Genomic DNA, 20,172 nt, shown 5'->3' with positions numbered 1-20,172 from the left:
CTTCAAGCTTCGCTTTAGCTCGCTTTCAGTAAGTACTGACGGGCTCAGATTGCCCCTCTTATAGACTCATACTGCATCGATCGCTTTAATTATTGAATTTTACAGTCCTTCATTTCACCGGTCTTTCGCAAGTATCAAGCTCAGACCACCCCGCATTCAGACCTATATTGTCGAAAATTGCTTTACTTTTCACAGCCCCATCCATCCGATCTGAAGCGTAATAAGTCTGAAACATGGGTAATCCGCGTCATAACAGCCTGAAGCAGAATAGAGCTGAAACAGAGGGAGTTTGAGTCATAACAGCCTGAAGTGGAATAGGGGTAGTCTGAGTCAAACAGCCCGAAGAAGGATAGGCTTGAAACAGCGGAAGTTCGAGTCATAACAGCCTGAACAGGATAGGTCTGAAATAGGGGTAGTCTGAGCCCGTCAGTACTTACTGAAAGCAAGTGAAGCGAAGCTTGAAGTTAGTACTGCTACGTGGCGAGGCTAGCGAGAGCGTACCCCCCCTTCAGACCTATCCTGCATCAGGCGCATACTCCGATTTCTTTTCAGACCTATCCTGCATCAGGCGCATACTCCAATTTCTTTTTAGCTCTATCCTGCATCAGGCGCATACTCCATTCGACCCCGTTTCAGCCCTATTTCCCCTGCTCCAGCTGCCAAATCTTCCACAGCCCCTTTAGCAGCAGGTTATCATCTACAATCATCTTATGCTTACAATACGGGCAAATCAGGTGGGCTAGGCCTCCTGTGGCAATTACGCTACCTTCCTCCTGCAGTTCTTCCTGAAAATGCTCCACGATACCGTCTAAGGAGCCGGCGGTGCCATAAATAATGCCTGCCCGCATAGCATCTACCGTGTCGGTGGAAATCAAGGTCTTGGCAGGTGCCACATCGATACTGGGAAGCAAAGAGGTTTCTTTGGCCAGGGCATTCATGGAGATGCCCACTCCGGGAAGAATTACGCCACCCATAAAGACACCCTCTTTATTCACTACTGTAATGGTGGTGGCGGTACCCATATCGATAATAATGGCAGGGAGAGGATAGTTGTTTTTCGCTCCCACAGCGGAGATAATCAAATCCGGAGCCACACCGCTGGGATCCGCCATGGCAAAGCTCATATTCATGGGACTACTGCTGTTGACCACCACACATTTTCCCTTACAGAGAAGCTCCATTGCCTTCTGATAAGAGGTGGTGAGTTCCGGTACAACAGAGGAAAGGATAGAACCCTCCAAGCCTTGCAAATCAATTTCTAAAAGCTGGCAGATTTGGGCAATATCTGCGGCATATTCATAGCTGGTTTTTCTCCGGCTACTCTCCATACGGAAAATCTTCTGAATCTCTCCCTCTTTCGTAATGGTTCCAAAAACAGTATGGGTATTCCCGCAATCGATGGCTAAAATCATTTTTTCTCCTTAAACGGCAAGCTCTTGCTTTACAAAGCGAAGGTTTCGTAAGATACGGGCTAAAATGGGAACAAGCACCAGATTCACCAGGAATTCCGTGGTGAAATTGATTCCCAGAATACTGAAAAGAAGGAAATCTACTACTTTATCTTGTCCATTGGCCCAAAGCACCAAGGTATCTTGGAAGAACAGAAGAAGTCCCAAAATAAAAATGCCGGTGTTCACCACAGGAGCAATTCCTGCGGCTAAAAATAGGGACAGAGTGGCATTCTTTTTGGCAAGGCTTCTTGCCACCAGACCGGACAGATAGCCCGCGGCGGTACTTTTAATCATACAAAGAGCCAAGGTGATGACGGGCTTTTGGGAGAAGAGCATAAAGCCTCCCGCGTCATTTCCGGAAATCACGGAAATGCAAACCAAAAAGCCGAAGAGTCCCCCCAGAAAGGCGGCACTTAGCGGTCCGTAAAGCACAGCTCCCAAAATAATGGGAACCAAAGTTAAGGTTATGTTAAAGGGGCCCAGTTTCAGACTTCCCAGCAATAGCTGTAGGGCCAAAACCAAAGCGGCAAGAATAGCCGTTCCAACAAGGTTTCGCACAAAATTTTGATTTTTCATGAAAGCTCCTTTCCATTAATAAAAACCGGGGAAATTATGGCATGAATAGCGAAAAATTTCAAGAAAATTAAAAGTCTCCGGGGCAATGTATTGCAATACAAGCATAGATTTTGTAAAATAAGAAAGAACTTTGTTAAATGAGTTAATTATTTAATACTTTTGATAAAAAACTATTTTTTAAGTTTTTGCAGAATATTTCTAATATTTCCAGGCTTGCCTCGCGAAAGATTTTCTTACAATGCGTTCTCCGCACTGGTGAAAAACAGGAGGATAGGCTATATTGGGGATAAGAGAAGAAGATATAGTGCCCAATTCTACGCTTTTTTTCTGCCGGAGTTGGAAAAGAAATAGCAATTAAAGGAGAAGAAAAGCGGGAATGTTGGAAAGAATAGGACAGGAAATGGGCTTGCCCCTTTTATTTACTGCGATTTTATTGTATTACGCCGTTAAGCTGTTGGTTTTTAAAGATGTGGAGAGTATTCGTCCCAAGGGACGTCCTCCCGTACGGGATCGGGAAGCTTATAGTAAAGAGGCGGGAATTTTGATTCTGATTTTTGCAGGTATTTCTCTGTTGTCTTCCATATTAATGATTGTTCATCCTCTTTTAGGCATCGGACTGATTGTTTTGGGCACCCTGGTGATGGCTGTGCGATTTAGAACCTTAGAAGAGAAATATGTTGGAGACAAGCACTAATGAAAAAATATTCCGTGTTATTAGTAGATGATGAAGAGGATGTAGTGGAGGCCATAGTCCAAAAGATTGATTGGGATCGCCTCGGCTATTCTCTGGCCGGTTATGCCAAGAACGGTTTGGAAGCTTTGGAAATAGCGGAAGAAAAGCAAATCGATGTGGTACTTACCGATATTAAGATGCCCTATATGGACGGATTAACTCTTTCCCATCGTCTGAAGGAGTTATATCCCTCTATTAAGATTATCATTTTTTCCGGCTTTGACGAGTTCGAGTATGCCAAGGAAGCCATCCGTTTGGAGGCTGAAGAATACATGCTGAAGCCTGTAGACGCGGTAGAACTGTCCAGGGTATTCCAGAAGGTGCATGAGGCCTTGGATCAGGAATTTGATGAAAAGCAAAGTATTCATCGTCTGAAAAATTACTATTTGGAAAGTCTTCCGATTTTGCAGGAAAGCTTATATACCTCTTTAATCGAAGGAACTTTGCCCCAACAGGATTTGGAAAGCACACTCTTAGATTATCAGATTTCTCTTCCCGGAAAGTATTATGCGGTGGTGATTCTGCATAACAGCTTGAGCCTGTCTCCGGAGGGTATAAATCCTCTTTTGATTACCATGTCCATTCGGAAGCTGGCGGAAGAGCGGCTGCAAAAGAACTGGCGTCCCTGCTTCTTAACCTATTTGGGACATACACTATTCATTGCCCAGATGGATAAGGAATCGGACAGCTTAAAGCTTACGGATGATTGTGAAATCCTCTGTCGAATGGCCAGACATATTTGTAAGGCGACGGTGACAGCCGGAATCGGAAAAACCGTATCCAACTTAATGGATTTGCCTCTTTCCTACCTTGGCGCCAGAGACGCGGTGGCTTATCGAGTGCTTTACGGTAGAGGAAAGGCCATTGCCATCAGCGAAATCGGCTTGGAAGGAAAAGAAGAACATAAGGTCAATAAAGAAATTATCGATGAGGAACGGCTTTTGGATATTTATCGAAGCATCCGTATGTCCTCCGAAGAGGAGCTGGATAAATGCATTGATCTCTATATTGAGAACAGCCGCCTGGAATCTCCTTCTTTGCAGGAATACCATTTCTTCTTAATGGATCTGGTGACCAATATGCATAAGTTCCTCTTGGCCAACCAGGTGGATACCGGTCTGATTTTTCCAAAGGAAGAAGATGTGTACCAGAAGGTGCAACAGTTCAGTCTGGCAGAGCTTTCTCATTGGATGAAGGAGATTTGCAAGAAAATGCAGAGCATCATTCAGGAGATGCGAAGTGATAAAACCAAGTCCTTTGTCAAGAAGGCGGTGGAGCATGTGCACAGTCATTACATGGATAAGGATTTGACAGTGGAAGCCCTTTCTCAAGAGCTCCATGTATCGGCAGCTTATTTTTCCACTGTCTTTAAACGGGAAACCGGAAAAAGTTTTATTAACTACCTTACGGATTATCGTATGGAAAAAGCTCTCCGCCTTTTGATGGAAGAGGAGGAGAAGACCTATATTATTGCCGAAGCGGTAGGATACTCGGATCCGAATTACTTCAGCTATGCCTTTAAGAAGAAATTCGGGATGTCTCCATCAAAATATAAATCCAACAGTAAGGGAAAAGAAGGTCTGTAGAATCCTTCTAAGTATAGGGGAGGTGGATTTCCTTGGAGAAAAAACGTCTCAAAAAAAATCTATTGTCTGATGTTTTTTTGCAAAAGGGAGTCTCCGTCCCCTTTTCTATTACCTCACCCCTTCGTTCCTTTCATAATATGCTCTTAATGAGCTTTATGATTTTCTCCGTTTTTCTGATTCTGTTTCTGTCCGGCGTGCTTTATGCGCAGTTTTCTATACGTCTTCGCATGAATCAAGAGAATCAATCCGAGCAGCTTTTAAAGCAGGGAGGTATTCAATTGGAGGAATACCTTCTTAGTATGCGCAGAATTTCCGATGCCCTTTATTACAATGTTGTTAAGGGTACGGATGTGGATTATAGCAAGCTGAATCAGGAGATGAATCTGCTGTATGAAGCCCACAAGGACAGCCTGGTTTCCGTTGCCCTTTTTTCCGCCCAGGGAAAATACATTGCAGCGGTGCCCATTTCCGCAGAGAAGAAAAATCGAAAGGTAACGGAGCAGGATTGGTATCGGGAAGCGGTGCAGCAGGTGGAAAATCTGCATTTTTCTCTACCTCATGTGCAGAATCTTTTTGATGATCCTTCCTACCGCACTCGTTGGGTTATTTCTTTAAGCCGAGTGGTGGAACTAAGCTTTGATGGCAGAAGCGACAGCGGTGTACTTCTGGTAGATATGGATTACAAAATGATTGAGCGAATGATGGAAAAGCTGAATCAGGTTAACGGAAAGCGGTATTTTTATCTCTGTGATAAGCGAGGAAAACTGATTTATCATCCCAAGATTCGAGAAATTTATCGAGGACACGCCAAGGAGGATACGGAGCTTGCCGTTGCGCAGGAAGACGGCATCCACCGTCTGAAAAGTGACGGGAAGGAAAAAACCATCGTGGTGGATACCATCGGCTATACTGGTTGGAAACTGGTGTCTGTTTTGGAGGAAGGCAATGATGTCTTTGCCACCGGAGGTATGCTTTACTATGTTTTTATCGTAATTTCCGTGACTCTCCTGATTGCTCTTTTGATGAATCAGGTGATTTCTTTGAGGCTTTCCTATCCCATCCGTAAGTTAAATGAAGATTTAGGCAATATGGGAGTGAAACGTCCCACCATGGAGGAAATTTCATCCTATGGAAGTACGGAAATTGTCCATCTGGGAGAAAGCCTCTTACAGTCCCTGCAAAGAATCGACGAACTGACGGAAGAGAGAATTCGCCAGCAGGAGGAAAAAAGGCAGAGTGAGATGGATGCCCTGCAATCCCAGATTAACCCTCACTTCCTTTATAATACCTTGGAATCCGTGGTGTGGATGATTGAAAGCGGAAAGCGGGAAGACGCGGTGTTTATGGTGACCCAGCTGGCCAGCTTTTTCCGCATTTCCCTCTCTGCCGGAAAGAACATTATTCCTCTCTCCCAGGAAATTCAGCATGCGAAAAACTATATGAATATCCAAAAAATCCGTTTTAAGAATAAGTTTACAGTGGATTTTGATGTGGAAGAAGAGGTGCTGTCCTGCCTTACCGTAAAACTGATTTTACAGCCCATCCTGGAAAATGCCATCTACCACGGCATGGAGGGAATGGATGAGGATGGAGAGATTTTGGTCAGCGGAAGGATTCAGGAAGAAGAGGACGGCAGACGTTCCGTATTGCTTTCCGTGAAGGACAACGGCTTCGGTATGACGGAGGATAAGGCCAGAGCCCTGCTGGAAAAGACGGAAAGTGACTATTCCAGCTTCTCCAGCCAGAAAAAGCGAGGCTCCGGCGTAGGTGTAATTAATGTGCATCGCCGTATCCAGCTTCGTTTCGGTTCTATTTACGGTCTGAGAGTGATTAGCGCCCCGGATGAGGGAACGGATGTGCAGGTGCTGTTGCCCGCTATTCCCTTTACGGAAGAAAATCAAAAGAGTTTGGAGCATGGAAATATGCATCATAGCACAGAGCATTTTCACAGCGGCTCACAAGAGGGGGAGAAGGAATGAAAGAAAACAGCATATTTACCACAGGCCTTTTTGTGGTAGCCCTGCTTCTCCTGTTTTTGTCCGTGGGAAGGCTCTTAGGGGATAATGAGCCGGAGCGCTTTAAGATTTCCGTGGTGGTGGACCATAGCAATTCCGATGTATGGTCCGGCTTTAAGATGGGGCTCACTGCCGCAGGACGAGCCTACAACATGGAATACAACTTTGTTTCCACCGATCGCCTGGTTTCCATTCAGCAGGAAAATATCAGTATGCAAAGGGAGATTCAAAGCGGAGCGGACGGCATTATCGCGGAACTTAGAGCTACGGAGGGAACCGGAAGCCTTTTAAATGCTTTGGGAAAAAATGCGGAGATTATGCTGGTGGATTCCGAAAAGGAAACGACGGAACCGGGCTTAAACATTTCTTCTATCAATGTGGAGGAGGAAGCCCTGGGGAAGGCCCTGGCGGAACAGGTTTTACATTCTACACTGCATAAGGAGAAAAAACGCATCGGCATTCTGGCGGGAAACCAGAATAAGGGCAATATGCAAAGAAGACTGAAGAGCCTCATCTCGGTATTGGAGGCCGGGGGACAGGAAATCGCCTGGGTACTTCCGGATACCGGAAAGATCCAGGAGGATATGGTAAAGGCCAATCATAAGAGAAGTGTGGATTTGATTGTGGCTTTGGAAAATGACAGTCTGGAGATGGCATCCCGCTATTTAAAGGAAACCGGTAGACGTTACGTGGAGCTTTACGGCGTAGGAAATTCCAGAGAGGTGGTTTATGCGTTGGATACGGGAGTTATCCGTTGTCTGGCCGTGATTGATCAATACACCATGGCCTATTATGCCATGGAGGATCTGTGGTATAAGCTTTCTAAAAAGCGAAATACAATAGAGGATAGAGTGGTGAATTTTTATATGGTTACCGGGGAAAATATGTACAGTGAGGAAATAGAACGAATCCTCTTCCCCACCGGGGACTAAAAGAAATATCTAAAGAAATATCCAAGGAAATATCTGAAGAAATATCTGAAGAAATATCTGAAGAAATATCTGAAGAAATATCTAAAGCAGTAAGGCATAAAAATGGAGAAGGAGTGCCCCTGAAGGAAAACTCTCTGTAGGGGTAGAAGAAAAGCATGAAATTGGCGGACAAAGCGGATTACAGCAGGAAAGAAAAAGAACAGTTGACAATCTTGGGAAGCTTTCAGGGAAACAGCTTAAGGAAAGGCATAGCGGTCTGCCTTTCCCTGTCTTTATGCTTGCTTCCTCTTCTTTCCGCCTGTCAAAGGAAGGAAGAAAGAAAGGAAAAGAAGAAACTTCAAATCGGCGTTACGATTTATGACAACTACGATACCTTTCTGTCCGGATATATGACGGCCTTTGAGAAGGAAATCAGTAAGAAAAGGGCGGAAGGGGTAGAAATAGGCCTGTTTCGCTACAATGCGGCCGGAAGTCAGGCTCTGCAAAACGAACAGGTGGAGGAAATGCTGGAGAAGGACTGTGACGTTCTTTGTGTGAATCTGGTGGATAGAACCGCTCCTTCGGAAATTATCGATATGGCGAAAAAGAAGAATGTTCCCATCATTTTCTTTAACAGAGAATTGGTGGATGAAGACTTGGCCCAATGGAATCAGTTGTATTACATCGGGGCGGATGCCAAGCAATCCGGCATTTTGCAGGGAGAAATGGCGGCGGAGGATATTCTTTCCGAGGAACCGGAAAAACCCACACCGGAGGTGCCTCTTGCTTCACCGGAAGATGCGGAGGAAGTGGAAAGAAGAATGGCGGCAAGCCGAAAGCAGATAACGGGAGCCGCAGTGCTGGGAGAAAGCAGAGAGCCTGTAACAGAGGAAAGCGGGGAAGCGGTATTAGGTGAAAGTAGAGAGTCCCTACCGGAAGAAAAGCAAGAAGCGGTTTCGGAGGAGTCTTCCGAAAAGAGCCAAGATAAGTCCGGAAATGCCGAGGAAATTCAAGACTTTGTTCTGCAAAAAAGTCGGGAGGATTTGGATATCCTGGAACGAGAGGCTTCTGCGGAAGACACGCAGGCAAGCACAGAGGAAGGCACGGAGAAGAAAGCGCTGATTCTGTCCCCCCGAGTGGATAAAAACGGAGACGGAGTGATTCAATATTTGATGTTTGAGGGAGAGGCAGGCCATCAGGATGCCATCGTTAGGACAGAGTATTCTGTAAACACCTTGATGCAGCAGGGCATTCCCATGGAAAAGCTGTCCTATGCCATTGCCAACTGGAGCCGGGCAGAAGCCCAGAGTAAGATGATGCAATTTTATCCGGAGTTTCAGGATCGGATTGAATTGATTCTTTCCAACAATGACGATATGGCCTTAGGGGTTTTAGATGCCTATGACAAAATCGGTTTGCCTAAGGATAAAAGACCCTTTATTTACGGAATAGACGGCACTGTCGTGGGATTAGAGGCAGTAAAAAAGGGAAATTTGATGGGAACGGTGTATAATGATGAACAAGGTCAGGCCAAGGCCTTGTTTCAGCTGGCCTATCGTCTTGGTACCGGAAAAAAAGCTTCGGAAGATGAGGGGGAAAATAAAAAGATTATTCGCTTGCCTTATCAAAAAGTACGAAGAGAAGACAGTCAGCGCTTGTTAGAGGAGAAGGAGAATAAGTAAATGGAGGAAGCAATCAAGGAAGAAATCGAAAAAGGAACAAAGGAAGAATTTATAGAGGAAGCTGATAAAGAAACAAGGGAAGAATGTAGGGAGGAAAGAGAGATGGAAATTAAGAAAGTTGCTTCGGAGAATAAGCCCGGAAAAGAAAGTACGAAGAACTCTATAGACTATGGGATTAGCGGAATTCCCCTATGTATTTTGCTTCTTTTGTGCTTTGCATTTTTTCTGTTTCCGGAACATTCCAATCAGATTTTATCTTCTGTTCGGGGATTTTTGGGACGGGAGTTTTCCGTTTATTATTTGGGAATCGGCCTCTTTATTTTCTTACTCTCCTTTTATATCGCCTTTTCACCCTTAGGAAATATTGTTTTGGGGGAGCCCGACGAAAAGCCGAAATACTCCTTTTTTACCTGGGGAAGTATGATGTTTACCGCAGGACTTGCAGCGGATATTCTCTTTTATTCCTTCGGAGAATGGATTCTCTATGCCAATGATCCCTATGTCCAATCCCTGGGAAAGCTATCGGATTGGAGCAGTATTTACACCCTTTTCCACTGGGGACCCATACCCTGGGGATTTTATCTGGTGCTGGCGGCGGCCTTCGGCTTTATGCTTCATGTACGGAAAAGAAGCAGGCAAAAATATTCGGAAGCCTGCAGAGCAATTTTAGGAAAGCACACCGACGGTCTGGCGGGAAGAGGGATTGATTTACTGGCGGTTTTTGCCCTCCTTGCAGGAACAGCCACCACCTTTTCGGTAGCTACTCCCCTGATGTCGGAAATCATTAAAAAGCTCCTCCCCAACGGGCTGTCCACCAGAGAGCTTACCTTAATCATATTGATTGCCACCTGTGTGGTTTATACCTTTGCGGTATTGAAGGGGATGGACGGCGTTTCCTTTTTGGCAAAGCTTTGTACCTGGCTGTTTTATGCCCTGCTTTTATACATTTTCTTCGGAAGCGGTGTAGGCTCCTTTATTGTAAAAAATGGAATGAATGCTCTGGGAAAGATGGTAGAGCACTTTTTCTCCATGGCTACCTATACGGATCCTTTAGGGGAAAATCATTTTCCGGAAAACTGGACGATTTTCTACTGGGCCTATTGGATGGTGTGGTGCGTGGCTGCCCCCTTCTTTATCGGAAGCATCAGCCGGGGAAGAACCATACGACAAACCATTATGGGAGGATACATTTTCGGTATCGGCAGTACCTATGTAAGCTTCATTGTTTTAGGGAATTTCACCCTGTCCCTGGAGGTTTTCCATAAATTACCGGTGCTACAGCTCTATCAGGAGAACGGTTCCCTCTACCTTACGGTGGTGAAAATGTTGGAAACCCTGCCTCTTCCGGGACTGGTATTCATCCTGCTTCTTCTGACCATGATTGCCTTTTACGCCACATCCTTTGACTCCATCGCATTGGTGGCGGCGCAGTATAGCTATAAGAGCCTTCCGGAGGGACAGGAGCCTTCACGAAAGGTACAGGGATTCTGGGCGATTTTATTGATTTTACTGCCTTTGGCACTAGTCTTTTCCGAAAGTTCTATGGTAAACTTGCAGTCTGTCTCCATCATTGCGGCATTTCCCATCGGACTGGTGATTTTACTGATCAGTCTAAGCTTTTTAAAGGATGCGAAGGCTTATCTTTTGGAATTGGAAGAGCAGGGCAAGGGGGAGAAGAGGGAAATAGATAAAGGAGTTAGGAAGGAATAGCAGTAGATGTTTCAAGGCTTTTTTAATTATGATAATGATGTTTGGCGGTTTGTAGGCCGATTGGCGGATATGATGGTTTTGAATCTTTTGTGGATTCTGTTTTCTCTGCCTATTGTAACTCTGGGAGCGTCTACTACGGCTTTATATTACTGTACCATTAAGATTGTGCATGAGGAGGATCGAGGCAATTTCAGGATGTTTATGCATTCCTTTAAACAGAATTTAAAGGAGGGCATCATTCTCTGGATGATTTTACTGCCGATTTTGGTGATTCTTCTCCTGGATCATCGCTTTTTTTCCATGATATTTGCCAATAACACGGCATTACGCTTCCTTTTCCGGGGGATTACGGATGCGCTGCTTTTGCTGTGGCTATTTGTTTTTCTCTATGTCTGGCCCCTGCTTTCCCGCTTTGATAATACCTGGCAAAGAACCTTGATTCATGCCTTACTCATGTCCATCCGCCATCTTCCCTATACCCTTGGCATGATTGCTGCGGATGTATTGCTGGTTGTGGGAAGCTATTTTTTGATTTTATTTATGCCAATGTTTACGCCGGTATTTTTTGTTTTAGGCTACCCTCTGATTGCCTGGATGAATTCCGCCTTTTTTAAACGGATTTTCCGACTCTATGAAAAGAAGGTGGAAGTAAGGGATCCCTTTGAAGAGAGAGCTTACGGAAAGAGGGGAAAAGAAACAGAATCTGATAAAGAAGCGGAAAAATAAGAAGGACTTCTCTTATTTCTCCTATAAAAGGGAGGAGGCCGGAGCGTCCTTACGGAAGCTCCGGCCGAGTATTATGAAAAAAATCTTATTTAGTGGATAACGAGTACTTCGTTATCTGTAATGCAGTATAAAAGTCAAGAGTGAATAAACTATGTTTATGCTGTAAACATTGTGCTAACAAAATATGAACGAAGCATGAATGAGGAGAAGAAATGTTATTGCAAAGTGAAGTGAAGGAAGAAAGGAACCCTTTTTCAGACTGGCCCAAAAGCTTTTATGAGGAAAGGGATGTGGTCAAGCGCTTTGCCCTGGTGATTGAAAAAATCAAAAGGACAGAGGATATGGAGGAAAAGCTGGTAGAAGGAAAACGCCTGGAAACCCTTCGCTTTCGTTATCCTATTTTACAAAAGGAAAATTTGGATAAGTTTGTAGAAACGCAAAGGGGAAAGCCCTTGCAGATTAAAGACAATTTTATGGCTGCCTGGATGGAAATTTTAATTTCCGGACGTACCGGCATTTCCTTTTGGAATAAAAAGAAAATGCAGAAATGGGTGTCTCAGCAGTTGGACAACTTTCATTTGCCGGAAAAGAAGACCGGGGAAGAACGGAAGAGAGAGGATATTCCCTTAAGTGATGCAGCGATTGTAAACCTTACCCTGCAGAATCTGGATATTCCGGAAATACCGGAGGGACAAAGCCTGGAAAGCACTATGCTGGCCTTTGCCAAAAGTCCGGAAACCTTAGCTCTGGAACAAATGCTGCTTCGGCTGGAATGGAAGACCTTTGCCAAGTTTTGGATGGAAACCTGTATCAAAGACAAGAGTTATTCCTCCACGGTTTTCGGCCTCGTACGAATGAAGGATGAGACCCTGGCTAAGAAGCTGGCCCAGGAAATCGGGGATGTCTGTGTCTTTATCCCAAGAGCCCTGGGACTTGAGGAGCGGGCGGTACCCCTTAGAAATGCGGTGGTAAAGGCCTATGAGGAAATGATTTATCAGGGCAGAAGCTATTGGGATGCCCTGATGGCGGAGAATAAAGCCTAGCAAAATTAGGAACAGAAGATGCCGGAGAATAAAGCCTAGCAAAAGTAGGAACAGAAGATGCCGGGGAAGTAAAGGAGAAAAAAGCGATGATCAAGAAGGCTGTAATATTCGATGCGGATGGAACCCTGTGGGACAGTGTGGATCTGGTGGCAAAGGCTTTTAGCATAAAATTGCAGGATTTTCCGGAGACGAAGGGAATCAGGATTTCTCGAGAGGATCTTCTGCCTTTAATGGGGAAAACCATGGATCAGTTTGCAAAAAGCCTGATTCCTCAGGTAGAAGGGAAGAGGGGAGAAGAGATTCTTGCCCACTGCATGCAATTTGAAAATTTTTATTTGAGTGAGAATAAGGTACAATTCTATCCCCATCTTGAAGAGTGTATTGCGGCATTGAAAGCGGCGGAGATTGGCCGCTATATCGTTTCCAACTGTCAGTTAGGCTATATTGATGCGGTGCTGTATGGAGAGAAGTTCAGCCTGGGAAAGACAGGGGACTTTTTGGATATGGAATGTTACGGAAACAACGGGAAAAAGAAGGCGGAGAATATCCGGATTTTGATGGAGAGAAACCATTTACATCCGGAGGATTGCGTGTATCTTGGGGACACCGCCTTAGACTTTAGCTCCGCAACAGAGGCGGGCATTGCCTTTATCCATGCTTCATATGGCTTTGGACAAGTGGAGGGAGCGGAGAGAAGCATTTCCGATTTATCGGAGCTGATTCATGTCTTACCATTTTCCCTCTAAACCACGTACTATCACTTTCTCTCTAAACCACGTTTTAAATACAAATGCTCTTATGCTTTTAGAAACTGCATTTTCAGTATTCATATTTTCAGAAAAAGTTTTTTCTTTTTTAAGTTTTTTCCCGTGGTACGAAAGGGTATACTGATAAAGTAGCTTTAAGGAGGAAATATTATGAGAAAAAATCAATTCACAGGAGCTTGTCTTGTAACGACACTCTGTTTAGGACTTGGACTTACAGGCTGTCAGAATAAAGTGGCTACAGAGCAGAAGTCTTCCATGGCAGTTAGTGAAAACGCAGATGCCCAGAGTCTTGCAGTAAGTCCGGAAGATGCCGGTGTGTCCATAAATATGGACAACAATGGAGACAGCTTTAAGCCGGCAGACTATACTTTGCCGGTAAAAGATGAATATGTCTATGAATATCTGGGCTTAAAATTCAAGCTTTCCGAGAAGATTAGGGAAGCTATGAAGGCAAAAGACATCGTGATGTTGGACGATCAAAGCCCCATAGATCAGGAGCTTAAGTACGGATTGTTGAGCTTTAGTAAACTTACAGAAGAGCAGAAAAATGCGGAAGTTTCTAAGATGGGAGACGGCTACGAAAAGTGGCAGGAAAGTCTGGAAAGAATCGGCACCATCGGTATGTTTGAAAAGAGTCTTTCCGAGGATGAAATCGGGAAGATTACAAAATGCGACAGTCATACCAAGCTGGGAGAGTCCAAAGACGGAAAATACAGCTATTATCTTAGTGTAAATAGCACAGCGGATGCAGAGACGATAGAGGAATTGAAACAGACAACGGTAGAGATTACGGAGAAAAAAGACCGTCCGGAAAACGGCTTTGTTTTATCCGAAAAGTCCGATTTGGAAAATACCATGGCTTTTTCCACCGATTCCCAAAATGTAGCTACGGACTTAAGCAATCTTCAGACAGTGGATATTGATGGAAAAGAGTTCAGCGGAAAGGATTTTTCCGACTATGACCTTACCATGGTGAATGTTTTTGCCACCTGGTGCAGTCCCTGCGTGCAGGAAATTCCGGACCTTGCGGAAATTCAGAAGGAAATGAAGGATAAGGGTGTCAATATCGTTGGGGTGGTAACGGACACGGTGGACCAGACCGGAGAAAATCAGGAGGCTTTGGAGAAGGCGAAGCTGATTCGGGAAAGAAGCAAGGCAGAGTATCCCTTCCTGATTCCGGATAAGAGCAATTTTAACGGCAGACTCAGCGGGATTCAGGCCTTTCCGGAGACTTTCTTCGTGGATAAGAAGGGACAGATTGTAGGAGAGACCTATTCCGGTTCCCATAATAAAAAGGCTTGGTTGGAAATCATTGAAAAGGAATTGGCGAAAGTAAAGCGGTAAAATACGAATTCTTAAAGGAACTATAAAAGCTATAGAAGCTATAGAAGCTATTGAAGCTATGCGAAAAGCCATGGTTTTGACAAGTTGTATTAAAGAAATGGTGAAATATGAAACAGAAAATTTTAAAATCCCGACTTAACTCTTTGATTCTTCTTTGCATGGGCATCGCCATGATCTATGTGGGAGTTCATCGAGGAGAGGCACTGGTGGTAATGAATAAAGCAATCAAAGTATGTATGGAGTGTATAGGAATTGGATAAGCTAAAAGAATTCATCAATGGAAAATCAAAAAAAGACAAATATAAAGCAAGAAACAATGTACGGCATATCTTCCAATCCTTTTGGTTTTTAGTGACCAATTCCTTCTTTGAGGGATTTAAAACCGGAAAAATCTATAGCGGAGAATTAAAGCAGCTTTGCGTTCCCGGAATGAATTGCTACTCCTGTCCGGGGGCTAAGGGTTCCTGTCCCATCGGTGCCCTCCAGGCGGTGATTGGCAGTCCGAATTACAAGTTCAGCTACTATGTGGTGGGCTTTCTCTTTTTCGTGGGAGCACTGATAGGAAGAGGCGTTTGCGGATACCTCTGTCCCTTTGGGCTGTTACAGGATTTACTGCATAAGATTCCCTTTGTGAAGAAGATAGAGACCTTTAAATGGGATAAGCCTTTACGAAAAGCGAAGTATCTTATCTTACTGGTCTTCGTCATTCTCCTTCCCCTGTTTTTGGTGGATATTATAGGACAGGGAGCCCCTTATTTTTGTAAACTGATTTGTCCCGTGGGAATGCTGGAGGGAGGGATTCCTCTGGTTTGGATGAACACTAGTATGCGGGGAGCCGTAGGCTTTCTCTATGCATGGAAGGGCTTGATTTTGCTTCTGACCATCCTCCTTTCCATAATCATTTACCGACCCTTCTGTAAGTATATCTGTCCCTTGGGCGCGATTTATTCTCTCTTTAATTCCGTGTCCTTTTTCCGTTATACTCTGGATCATCAGAAGTGTATTCATTGCGGAAGATGTAAGGCGGTTTGTGAAATGCAATGTGATCCGGTACAAAACTGCAATGATTTGGAGTGTATCCGTTGCGGAAAATGTAAGAACGCCTGCCCGGTGGATGCCATTGCCTGCGGAGTAACAAATGTGGACGTGCCCGAAGAAGTGAAGGCGAAGGCCTAGGAAGGAAATCAATCCATGGATTCGGAAAGGATAGCTGAAGGAAATCAATCCATGGATTTGGAAAGGATAGCTGAAGGAAATCAATCCATGGATTCGGAAAGAGATAGTGGGGGCAATATGTTTATTTTAGAATTAAATCAGGAAGGCGTTGGGACGGAAATCGGCTTATTCCAAACGATGGAAGAGGGAAGAGCCTTTATTTCCCAAGTGGAAGGCTATCAATGCAAGGAAGAAGAGGGATTTGTCTTTGAAACTTTAGATGCCCGGAAGCTTCCGGAGTATTTGGAGCTTCAGTACAACGGACATCTTGTTCCTCTTACGAAATTTATGTTTACCGAAGAAGGGGAGATAGACATTTTCTGGAAAGAGCTACCGGACTTAAGTACCCCCGGAAAGGGTATGGTGGAGGGTTCCACCAGAGTAGATGCCTATCTTATTTCCAATGATGAGGTGAAGGACTATATTGCAAGACGGGAAAGTCAGTACCGAAAAGCCAAAGCATTTTTAGAAGCAAAGGGCTATGAGGCGGAGAGAGCCTACTTCGGTTCGGAAGACGGGGAAGCGGTGCTCTATAGAAAAAAGGGGAGTGAAGACTGGCATTTTCTTATCCACATGGACCCCGGTTTTAATGAGGAAGAGGATTTCCAAAGCCTCTTAGACTAGGAAGAAATTTTCGGAAACTTAAAAATCCTGTTTGTATACAAACTAAGTTCTGTCCCTACCTATTCTTGAAAAGCATCAGCATTTTCATTGTCTTAAAATAAAGTGAAAATGTTGCTTTTTGCCAAAATCCACGATTGAAAATGAGCTTTGTGGAACTGCGTATATTTCTTGCACTTTTCCCCTTTAAGCTTTATAATCAAGAAACGCTCTATGATTAGGAGCTTTTTTTGTGGGAAAATTTAGAGCGAGACGAAAAAATTTGAGGTTTAAAATGAATGAAGTATTCGTCATGAAAGGGGGCAATCCCCTTCGTGGAGAGGTAGTCATCAGCGGGGCAAAGAATGCAGCACTGGGTATTGTGGCAGGAGCTCTTCTTACCGACGAAGAAGTAATTATAGAGAACCTTCCCGATGTTCGAGATATAAATGTTATGCTGGAGGCCTTGAGGGCCATCGGAGCGAAGGTGCGCCGCATAGAAAGTCATGTGGTCTCTATTCAGGCGGATCAGTTGTCTATGAAAAGCGTAGATGACGATGCGATTCGCCGTATTCGTGCGTCTTATTATTTTATCGGGGCACTTCTGGGAAAATACCATCAGGCAAAGGTGGCTTTACCCGGAGGCTGTGCCATCGGGGAAAGACCCATTGACCAGCATATTAAAGGCTTTACCGCCTTGGGAGCCGAGGTGGAAATCTCGGAGGGCTATTTTGTAGCTAAGGCGGAGGAGCTTGTGGGGCAGCATATCTATCTGGATGTGGTTTCCGTAGGGGCAACCATTAATTTGATGCTGGCTGCTGTTTTGGCGGATGGTCAGACGATTATTGAAAATGTGGCCAAGGAGCCTCATATTGTAGACGTAGCCAATTTCTTGAACAGCATGGGGGCAAATATTCGCGGCGCCGGAACGGACACCATTCGTATTCGAGGTGTGGAGCGTTTGCACGGCACCACCTACGGGGTAATTCCGGATCAGATTGAAGCCGGTACCTTTATGTGTGCGGCAGCAGTGACCAGAGGAAACATTTTGATTAAAAATATCATTCCCAAGCATATGGAATCCATTGCCGCAAAGCTTCGGGATATGGGAAATACCGTCTATGAAGGGGACGAGGAAATTCAAGTTATCGGAGGAGAAAAGCAAAGGGGTACCAAGATTAAGACTCTTCCTTATCCGGGCTTTCCTACGGATATGCAACCCCAGATTGCCGTTACTCTGGCATTGGCGGAGGGAAAATCCACCGTTACCGAGTCGATTTTTGAAAATCGTTTCTTATATGTAGAGGAATTAAAGAAAATGGGGGCGGATATCACCGTGGAAGATAGAGTGGCCACCATTTTGGGACAGGAAAAATTACAGGGAGCAACCCTTCATGCCTTGGATTTACGTGCCGGCGCCGCTCTGGTTCTGGCAGGCCTTGCCGCAGAGGGAGTCACTGTGCTGGAAGACATAGGATATATCCGAAGAGGTTATGAGTTCTTCGAAAAGAAGTTGATGAACTTAGGCGCCAAAATCATTTTGGCCAAAACGGAAGAGGAAGTGGAAGCCTTCCGAAGAGAAGCATAATCACAGGAGGCAGTAAAGACATAGAAACAGTCACGCTTTCTAGCATTAATAGCATTGGATGCGAGCACGCTCTCGCTAAGCTCGCCTCCCGGGAGAAGAGAGACGATGGAGAGAAATTTTACAAACAAGATACCCTTCGCCCCACCGGTGATACTCGATAAGAATACAAATACTAGGAATAGCCCGGGAGGAAGCCTGCTACAAAGCTTGGCTTTTCTGGTTTTTATGCTTTTTCTTTCTCTGAGCCTTTTTACAGGGAATTTCGCCTATGCTTCAAATCTTACAGGGCCCAGTGTGAAAAGCCTTTCCTCTCAAAAAGAGTTAAGGGCGGTTTGGTTTTCTTATTTGGACTGGATCAATATGCCGAAGGAAGAACAGGCCTTTCGGGCAGAGGCGGCCAAGGTCATGGACAATCTGCAGAAGAACGGTTTTCAGACTCTTTTCCTCCATGTACACAGCCATTCCGACAGCTATGGGAAGAAAATGACGGTTTTCCCCTATTCTAAATTTATGCCGGGAAATGGCAGCTTTGACCCCTTGGAGATTATGATTTCCGAGGCAAAGAAAAAGGGTATTTCTGTCCATGCCTGGTTCAATCCTTACCGTGTCAGCAGCTCCATGTCCAAGTGGGAAAATATTCCCGAAGACAGCATTGTGAAAAAGTGGAGCAGAACTTCCGGAGAAGAAAGAAATGTGCTTCTCCATGAGGGGCAGTATTATATTAACCCCTCCAGGGCGGCAGGAAGAGAGGCACTACTGGCTTCCATTAAAGAGCTTTTGGATAACTACGCTGTAGACGGTATTCATTTTGACGATTATTTCTATCCCAGAGTTTCCTTGACAGAAGAGGGAAAACGATTTGATGAGCCGGAGTATGAGGAAGCGAAAAGACAGGGAGAGACAGGGAGCTTAACAGAATATCGGAGAAATCAGGTCTCTTTATTGTTAAAGCAGGTGCATAGCCTGTGTAAAGAAAGAGGCGTGGTCTTCGGCGTAAGCCCGGTGCCAAACCTGCAAAGTCTGCGTTCTTCGGTGGCGTATTTCCTGGATGTGGACAAAATCATGGCCTCCAAGGACTATATTGATTACATCATGCCCCAGATGTATCACGGCTTTAGGGCGAAAAACGGGAAAGGGCAGGAAGCTCCCCATGCCTATATGCGAAGCCTTGGAGACTGGGTGAACTTAACAAATTCCACTGGAAATCAGGTGGAACTCATGCTAGGCTTAGGACTGTATCGAGCAGGAAGCACCGTTTGGGACGGAAATCCTGTATCGGAGTGGTTTACGGAAAGTGATATTTTAAAAAGACAGGTGGAAGAAGCCAGAAAGACAGGCATTGTAAAAGGCTATGCAGTCTTTGCTTATCAAAATCTTTTAGAGGAAAGAGCCCAAAGAGAGCTTGGAAATCTGAGAAGTGTATTTCAAAACTAGTATCTGGAATACTGTAGGATTTTACAAGAGTATGAAAGTCAGGCAAATATAAGTCCTGTTTGTTTTGAAAGCTAAGGGATAGCAATATCTACATCTGAAATATCACATGGAAAGTAAAAGCAAAGTTAAGTCACTGTTTTGTAGGATAAAGGAAATGCCAAAAGGGGAGGAATGAAAATGAAGATTGCAATGGGAAATGATCATGCCGCTGTAGAGATGAAGATGGAGCTTAAGGCATATCTGGAGGAGCAGGGAATCGAGATTATTAATGTGGGAACAGATACTCCGGAACGCTATGATTATCCCTTGGCAGGCTATCAGGTAGCCAAGCTTGTACAGGAGGGAAAGGCAGACTTTGGTATCGCCATTTGCGGAACGGGAGTAGGCATTTCCCTAGCAGCCAATAAAGTCCCCGGCATTCGGGCATTCCCCTGTTCCGAGCCCTATTCTGCAGCCATGGGAAGAAGACACAACAATGCCAACGTACTTTGCCTTGGTGCCAGAGTGGTAGGTGTTGAGCTTGCAAAGATGATTGTGGACAGCTTCCTTTTGGCAGAATTTGAAGGGGGAAGACACGCAGAAAGAGTAGCCCTGATTTCCGAGATCGAAGAGGATGCAGAAGGCTTCAAAAAGAGGATGTAGGAGTATATTTAGCTTCTTTTTCCTACAGTATAGGTCTTAAACCGAGGCACGCTCTCGCTAACTTAATCCTATGTATTGAAGGACTGTATTTATTATAAAGATGCGCTCAAATGTAGTATGGGTCTACAATCGGGGCACGCTCCCGCTAA

18 protein-coding genes are annotated in these 20,172 nt (G+C 44.7%); 16 read left to right on the top strand and 2 right to left on the bottom strand.

Annotated features, from left to right (window positions below; translation table 11 throughout):
- Positions 1-638 precede the first annotated feature (638 nt).
- Both RDQ32_RS07735 and RDQ32_RS07730 read right to left on the bottom strand, forming a co-directional pair.
- Positions 639-1,412 carry a type III pantothenate kinase gene (locus RDQ32_RS07735; protein WP_007157437.1) on the bottom strand — a complete coding sequence of 258 codons (774 nt, stop codon included), beginning with the start codon at positions 1,410-1,412 and terminating at the stop codon, positions 639-641.
- A 9-nt stretch (positions 1,413-1,421) separates the two neighbouring features.
- A complete protein-coding gene (locus RDQ32_RS07730; RefSeq protein ID WP_308579828.1) occupies positions 1,422-2,027 on the bottom strand; it encodes an ECF transporter S component in 606 nt (201 codons plus the stop codon).
- Between the two features lie 376 nt (positions 2,028-2,403).
- Between RDQ32_RS07730 and RDQ32_RS07725 the strand changes: the two genes are divergently transcribed.
- From RDQ32_RS07725 to rpiB, 16 genes are all read left to right on the top strand, one after another.
- Positions 2,404-2,721 (top strand): hypothetical protein, encoded by a 318-nt coding sequence (locus RDQ32_RS07725; protein WP_007157435.1) that lies wholly within the window; start codon positions 2,404-2,406, stop codon positions 2,719-2,721.
- Entirely contained in the window at positions 2,721-4,346 is a 1,626-nt protein-coding gene (locus tag RDQ32_RS07720; RefSeq protein ID WP_308579827.1) for a response regulator, read from the top strand. Before RDQ32_RS07725 ends, RDQ32_RS07720 begins: the two co-directional genes overlap by 1 nt.
- Before the next feature lie 32 nt (positions 4,347-4,378).
- Positions 4,379-6,325: a sensor histidine kinase gene (locus RDQ32_RS07715; RefSeq protein WP_308579826.1), complete on the top strand. Its 1,947-nt coding sequence runs from the start codon at positions 4,379-4,381 to the stop codon at positions 6,323-6,325.
- A complete protein-coding gene (locus tag RDQ32_RS07710; protein ID WP_308579824.1) occupies positions 6,322-7,293 on the top strand; it encodes a substrate-binding domain-containing protein in 972 nt (323 codons plus the stop codon). Before RDQ32_RS07715 ends, RDQ32_RS07710 begins: the two co-directional genes overlap by 4 nt.
- 155 nt (positions 7,294-7,448) lie before the next feature.
- Complete coding sequence (locus tag RDQ32_RS07705) at positions 7,449-8,954, top strand: galactose ABC transporter substrate-binding protein (RefSeq protein WP_308579822.1); 1,506 nt, start codon at positions 7,449-7,451, stop codon at positions 8,952-8,954.
- 102 nt (positions 8,955-9,056) lie between these two features.
- Positions 9,057-10,664: a BCCT family transporter gene (locus RDQ32_RS07700; protein WP_308579831.1), complete on the top strand. Its 1,608-nt coding sequence runs from the start codon at positions 9,057-9,059 to the stop codon at positions 10,662-10,664.
- A gap of 6 nt (positions 10,665-10,670) precedes the next feature.
- The gene (locus RDQ32_RS07695) at positions 10,671-11,390 is read left to right on the top strand and encodes a YesL family protein (RefSeq protein WP_308579821.1); all 720 of its coding nucleotides are present in this window, start codon (positions 10,671-10,673) and stop codon (positions 11,388-11,390) included.
- 212 nt (positions 11,391-11,602) lie between these two features.
- Complete coding sequence (locus tag RDQ32_RS07690; RefSeq protein WP_308579819.1) at positions 11,603-12,433, top strand: DUF6553 family protein; 831 nt, start codon at positions 11,603-11,605, stop codon at positions 12,431-12,433.
- Positions 12,434-12,519: 86 nt separating this feature from the next.
- The gene (locus tag RDQ32_RS07685; protein WP_308579817.1) at positions 12,520-13,179 is read left to right on the top strand and encodes an HAD family hydrolase; all 660 of its coding nucleotides are present in this window, start codon (positions 12,520-12,522) and stop codon (positions 13,177-13,179) included.
- Positions 13,180-13,350: 171 nt separating this feature from the next.
- The gene (locus tag RDQ32_RS07680) at positions 13,351-14,544 is read left to right on the top strand and encodes a TlpA disulfide reductase family protein (protein WP_308579815.1); all 1,194 of its coding nucleotides are present in this window, start codon (positions 13,351-13,353) and stop codon (positions 14,542-14,544) included.
- A 107-nt stretch (positions 14,545-14,651) separates the two neighbouring features.
- The gene (locus RDQ32_RS07675; protein WP_007157420.1) at positions 14,652-14,804 is read left to right on the top strand and encodes a CD1871A family CXXC motif-containing protein; all 153 of its coding nucleotides are present in this window, start codon (positions 14,652-14,654) and stop codon (positions 14,802-14,804) included.
- Positions 14,797-15,720 carry a 4Fe-4S binding protein gene (locus RDQ32_RS07670; RefSeq protein ID WP_007157419.1) on the top strand — a complete coding sequence of 308 codons (924 nt, stop codon included), beginning with the start codon at positions 14,797-14,799 and terminating at the stop codon, positions 15,718-15,720. Before RDQ32_RS07675 ends, RDQ32_RS07670 begins: the two co-directional genes overlap by 8 nt.
- Positions 15,721-15,735: 15 nt before the next feature.
- Positions 15,736-16,383: a hypothetical protein gene (locus RDQ32_RS07665; RefSeq protein ID WP_308579813.1), complete on the top strand. Its 648-nt coding sequence runs from the start codon at positions 15,736-15,738 to the stop codon at positions 16,381-16,383.
- Between the two features lie 271 nt (positions 16,384-16,654).
- Positions 16,655-17,947, top strand: a complete 1,293-nt coding sequence (locus RDQ32_RS07660) for a UDP-N-acetylglucosamine 1-carboxyvinyltransferase (RefSeq protein WP_308579812.1) — start codon at positions 16,655-16,657, stop codon at positions 17,945-17,947.
- A 207-nt stretch (positions 17,948-18,154) separates the two neighbouring features.
- On the top strand, positions 18,155-19,381 hold the full coding sequence (locus RDQ32_RS07655; protein ID WP_308579811.1) for a family 10 glycosylhydrolase: 1,227 nt from the start codon (positions 18,155-18,157) through the stop codon (positions 19,379-19,381).
- Positions 19,382-19,558: 177 nt separating this feature from the next.
- A complete protein-coding gene (rpiB, locus tag RDQ32_RS07650; protein WP_040648869.1) occupies positions 19,559-20,023 on the top strand; it encodes a ribose 5-phosphate isomerase B in 465 nt (154 codons plus the stop codon).
- Positions 20,024-20,172: the final 149 nt, after the last annotated feature.

This window comes from uncultured Oribacterium sp. (assembly GCF_902481605.1).
In the GTDB taxonomy this organism is placed as follows: Bacteria; Bacillota; Clostridia; order Lachnospirales; family Lachnospiraceae; genus Oribacterium; species Oribacterium sinus.
This window is presented reverse-complemented; position numbering and strand designations above follow the sequence as displayed.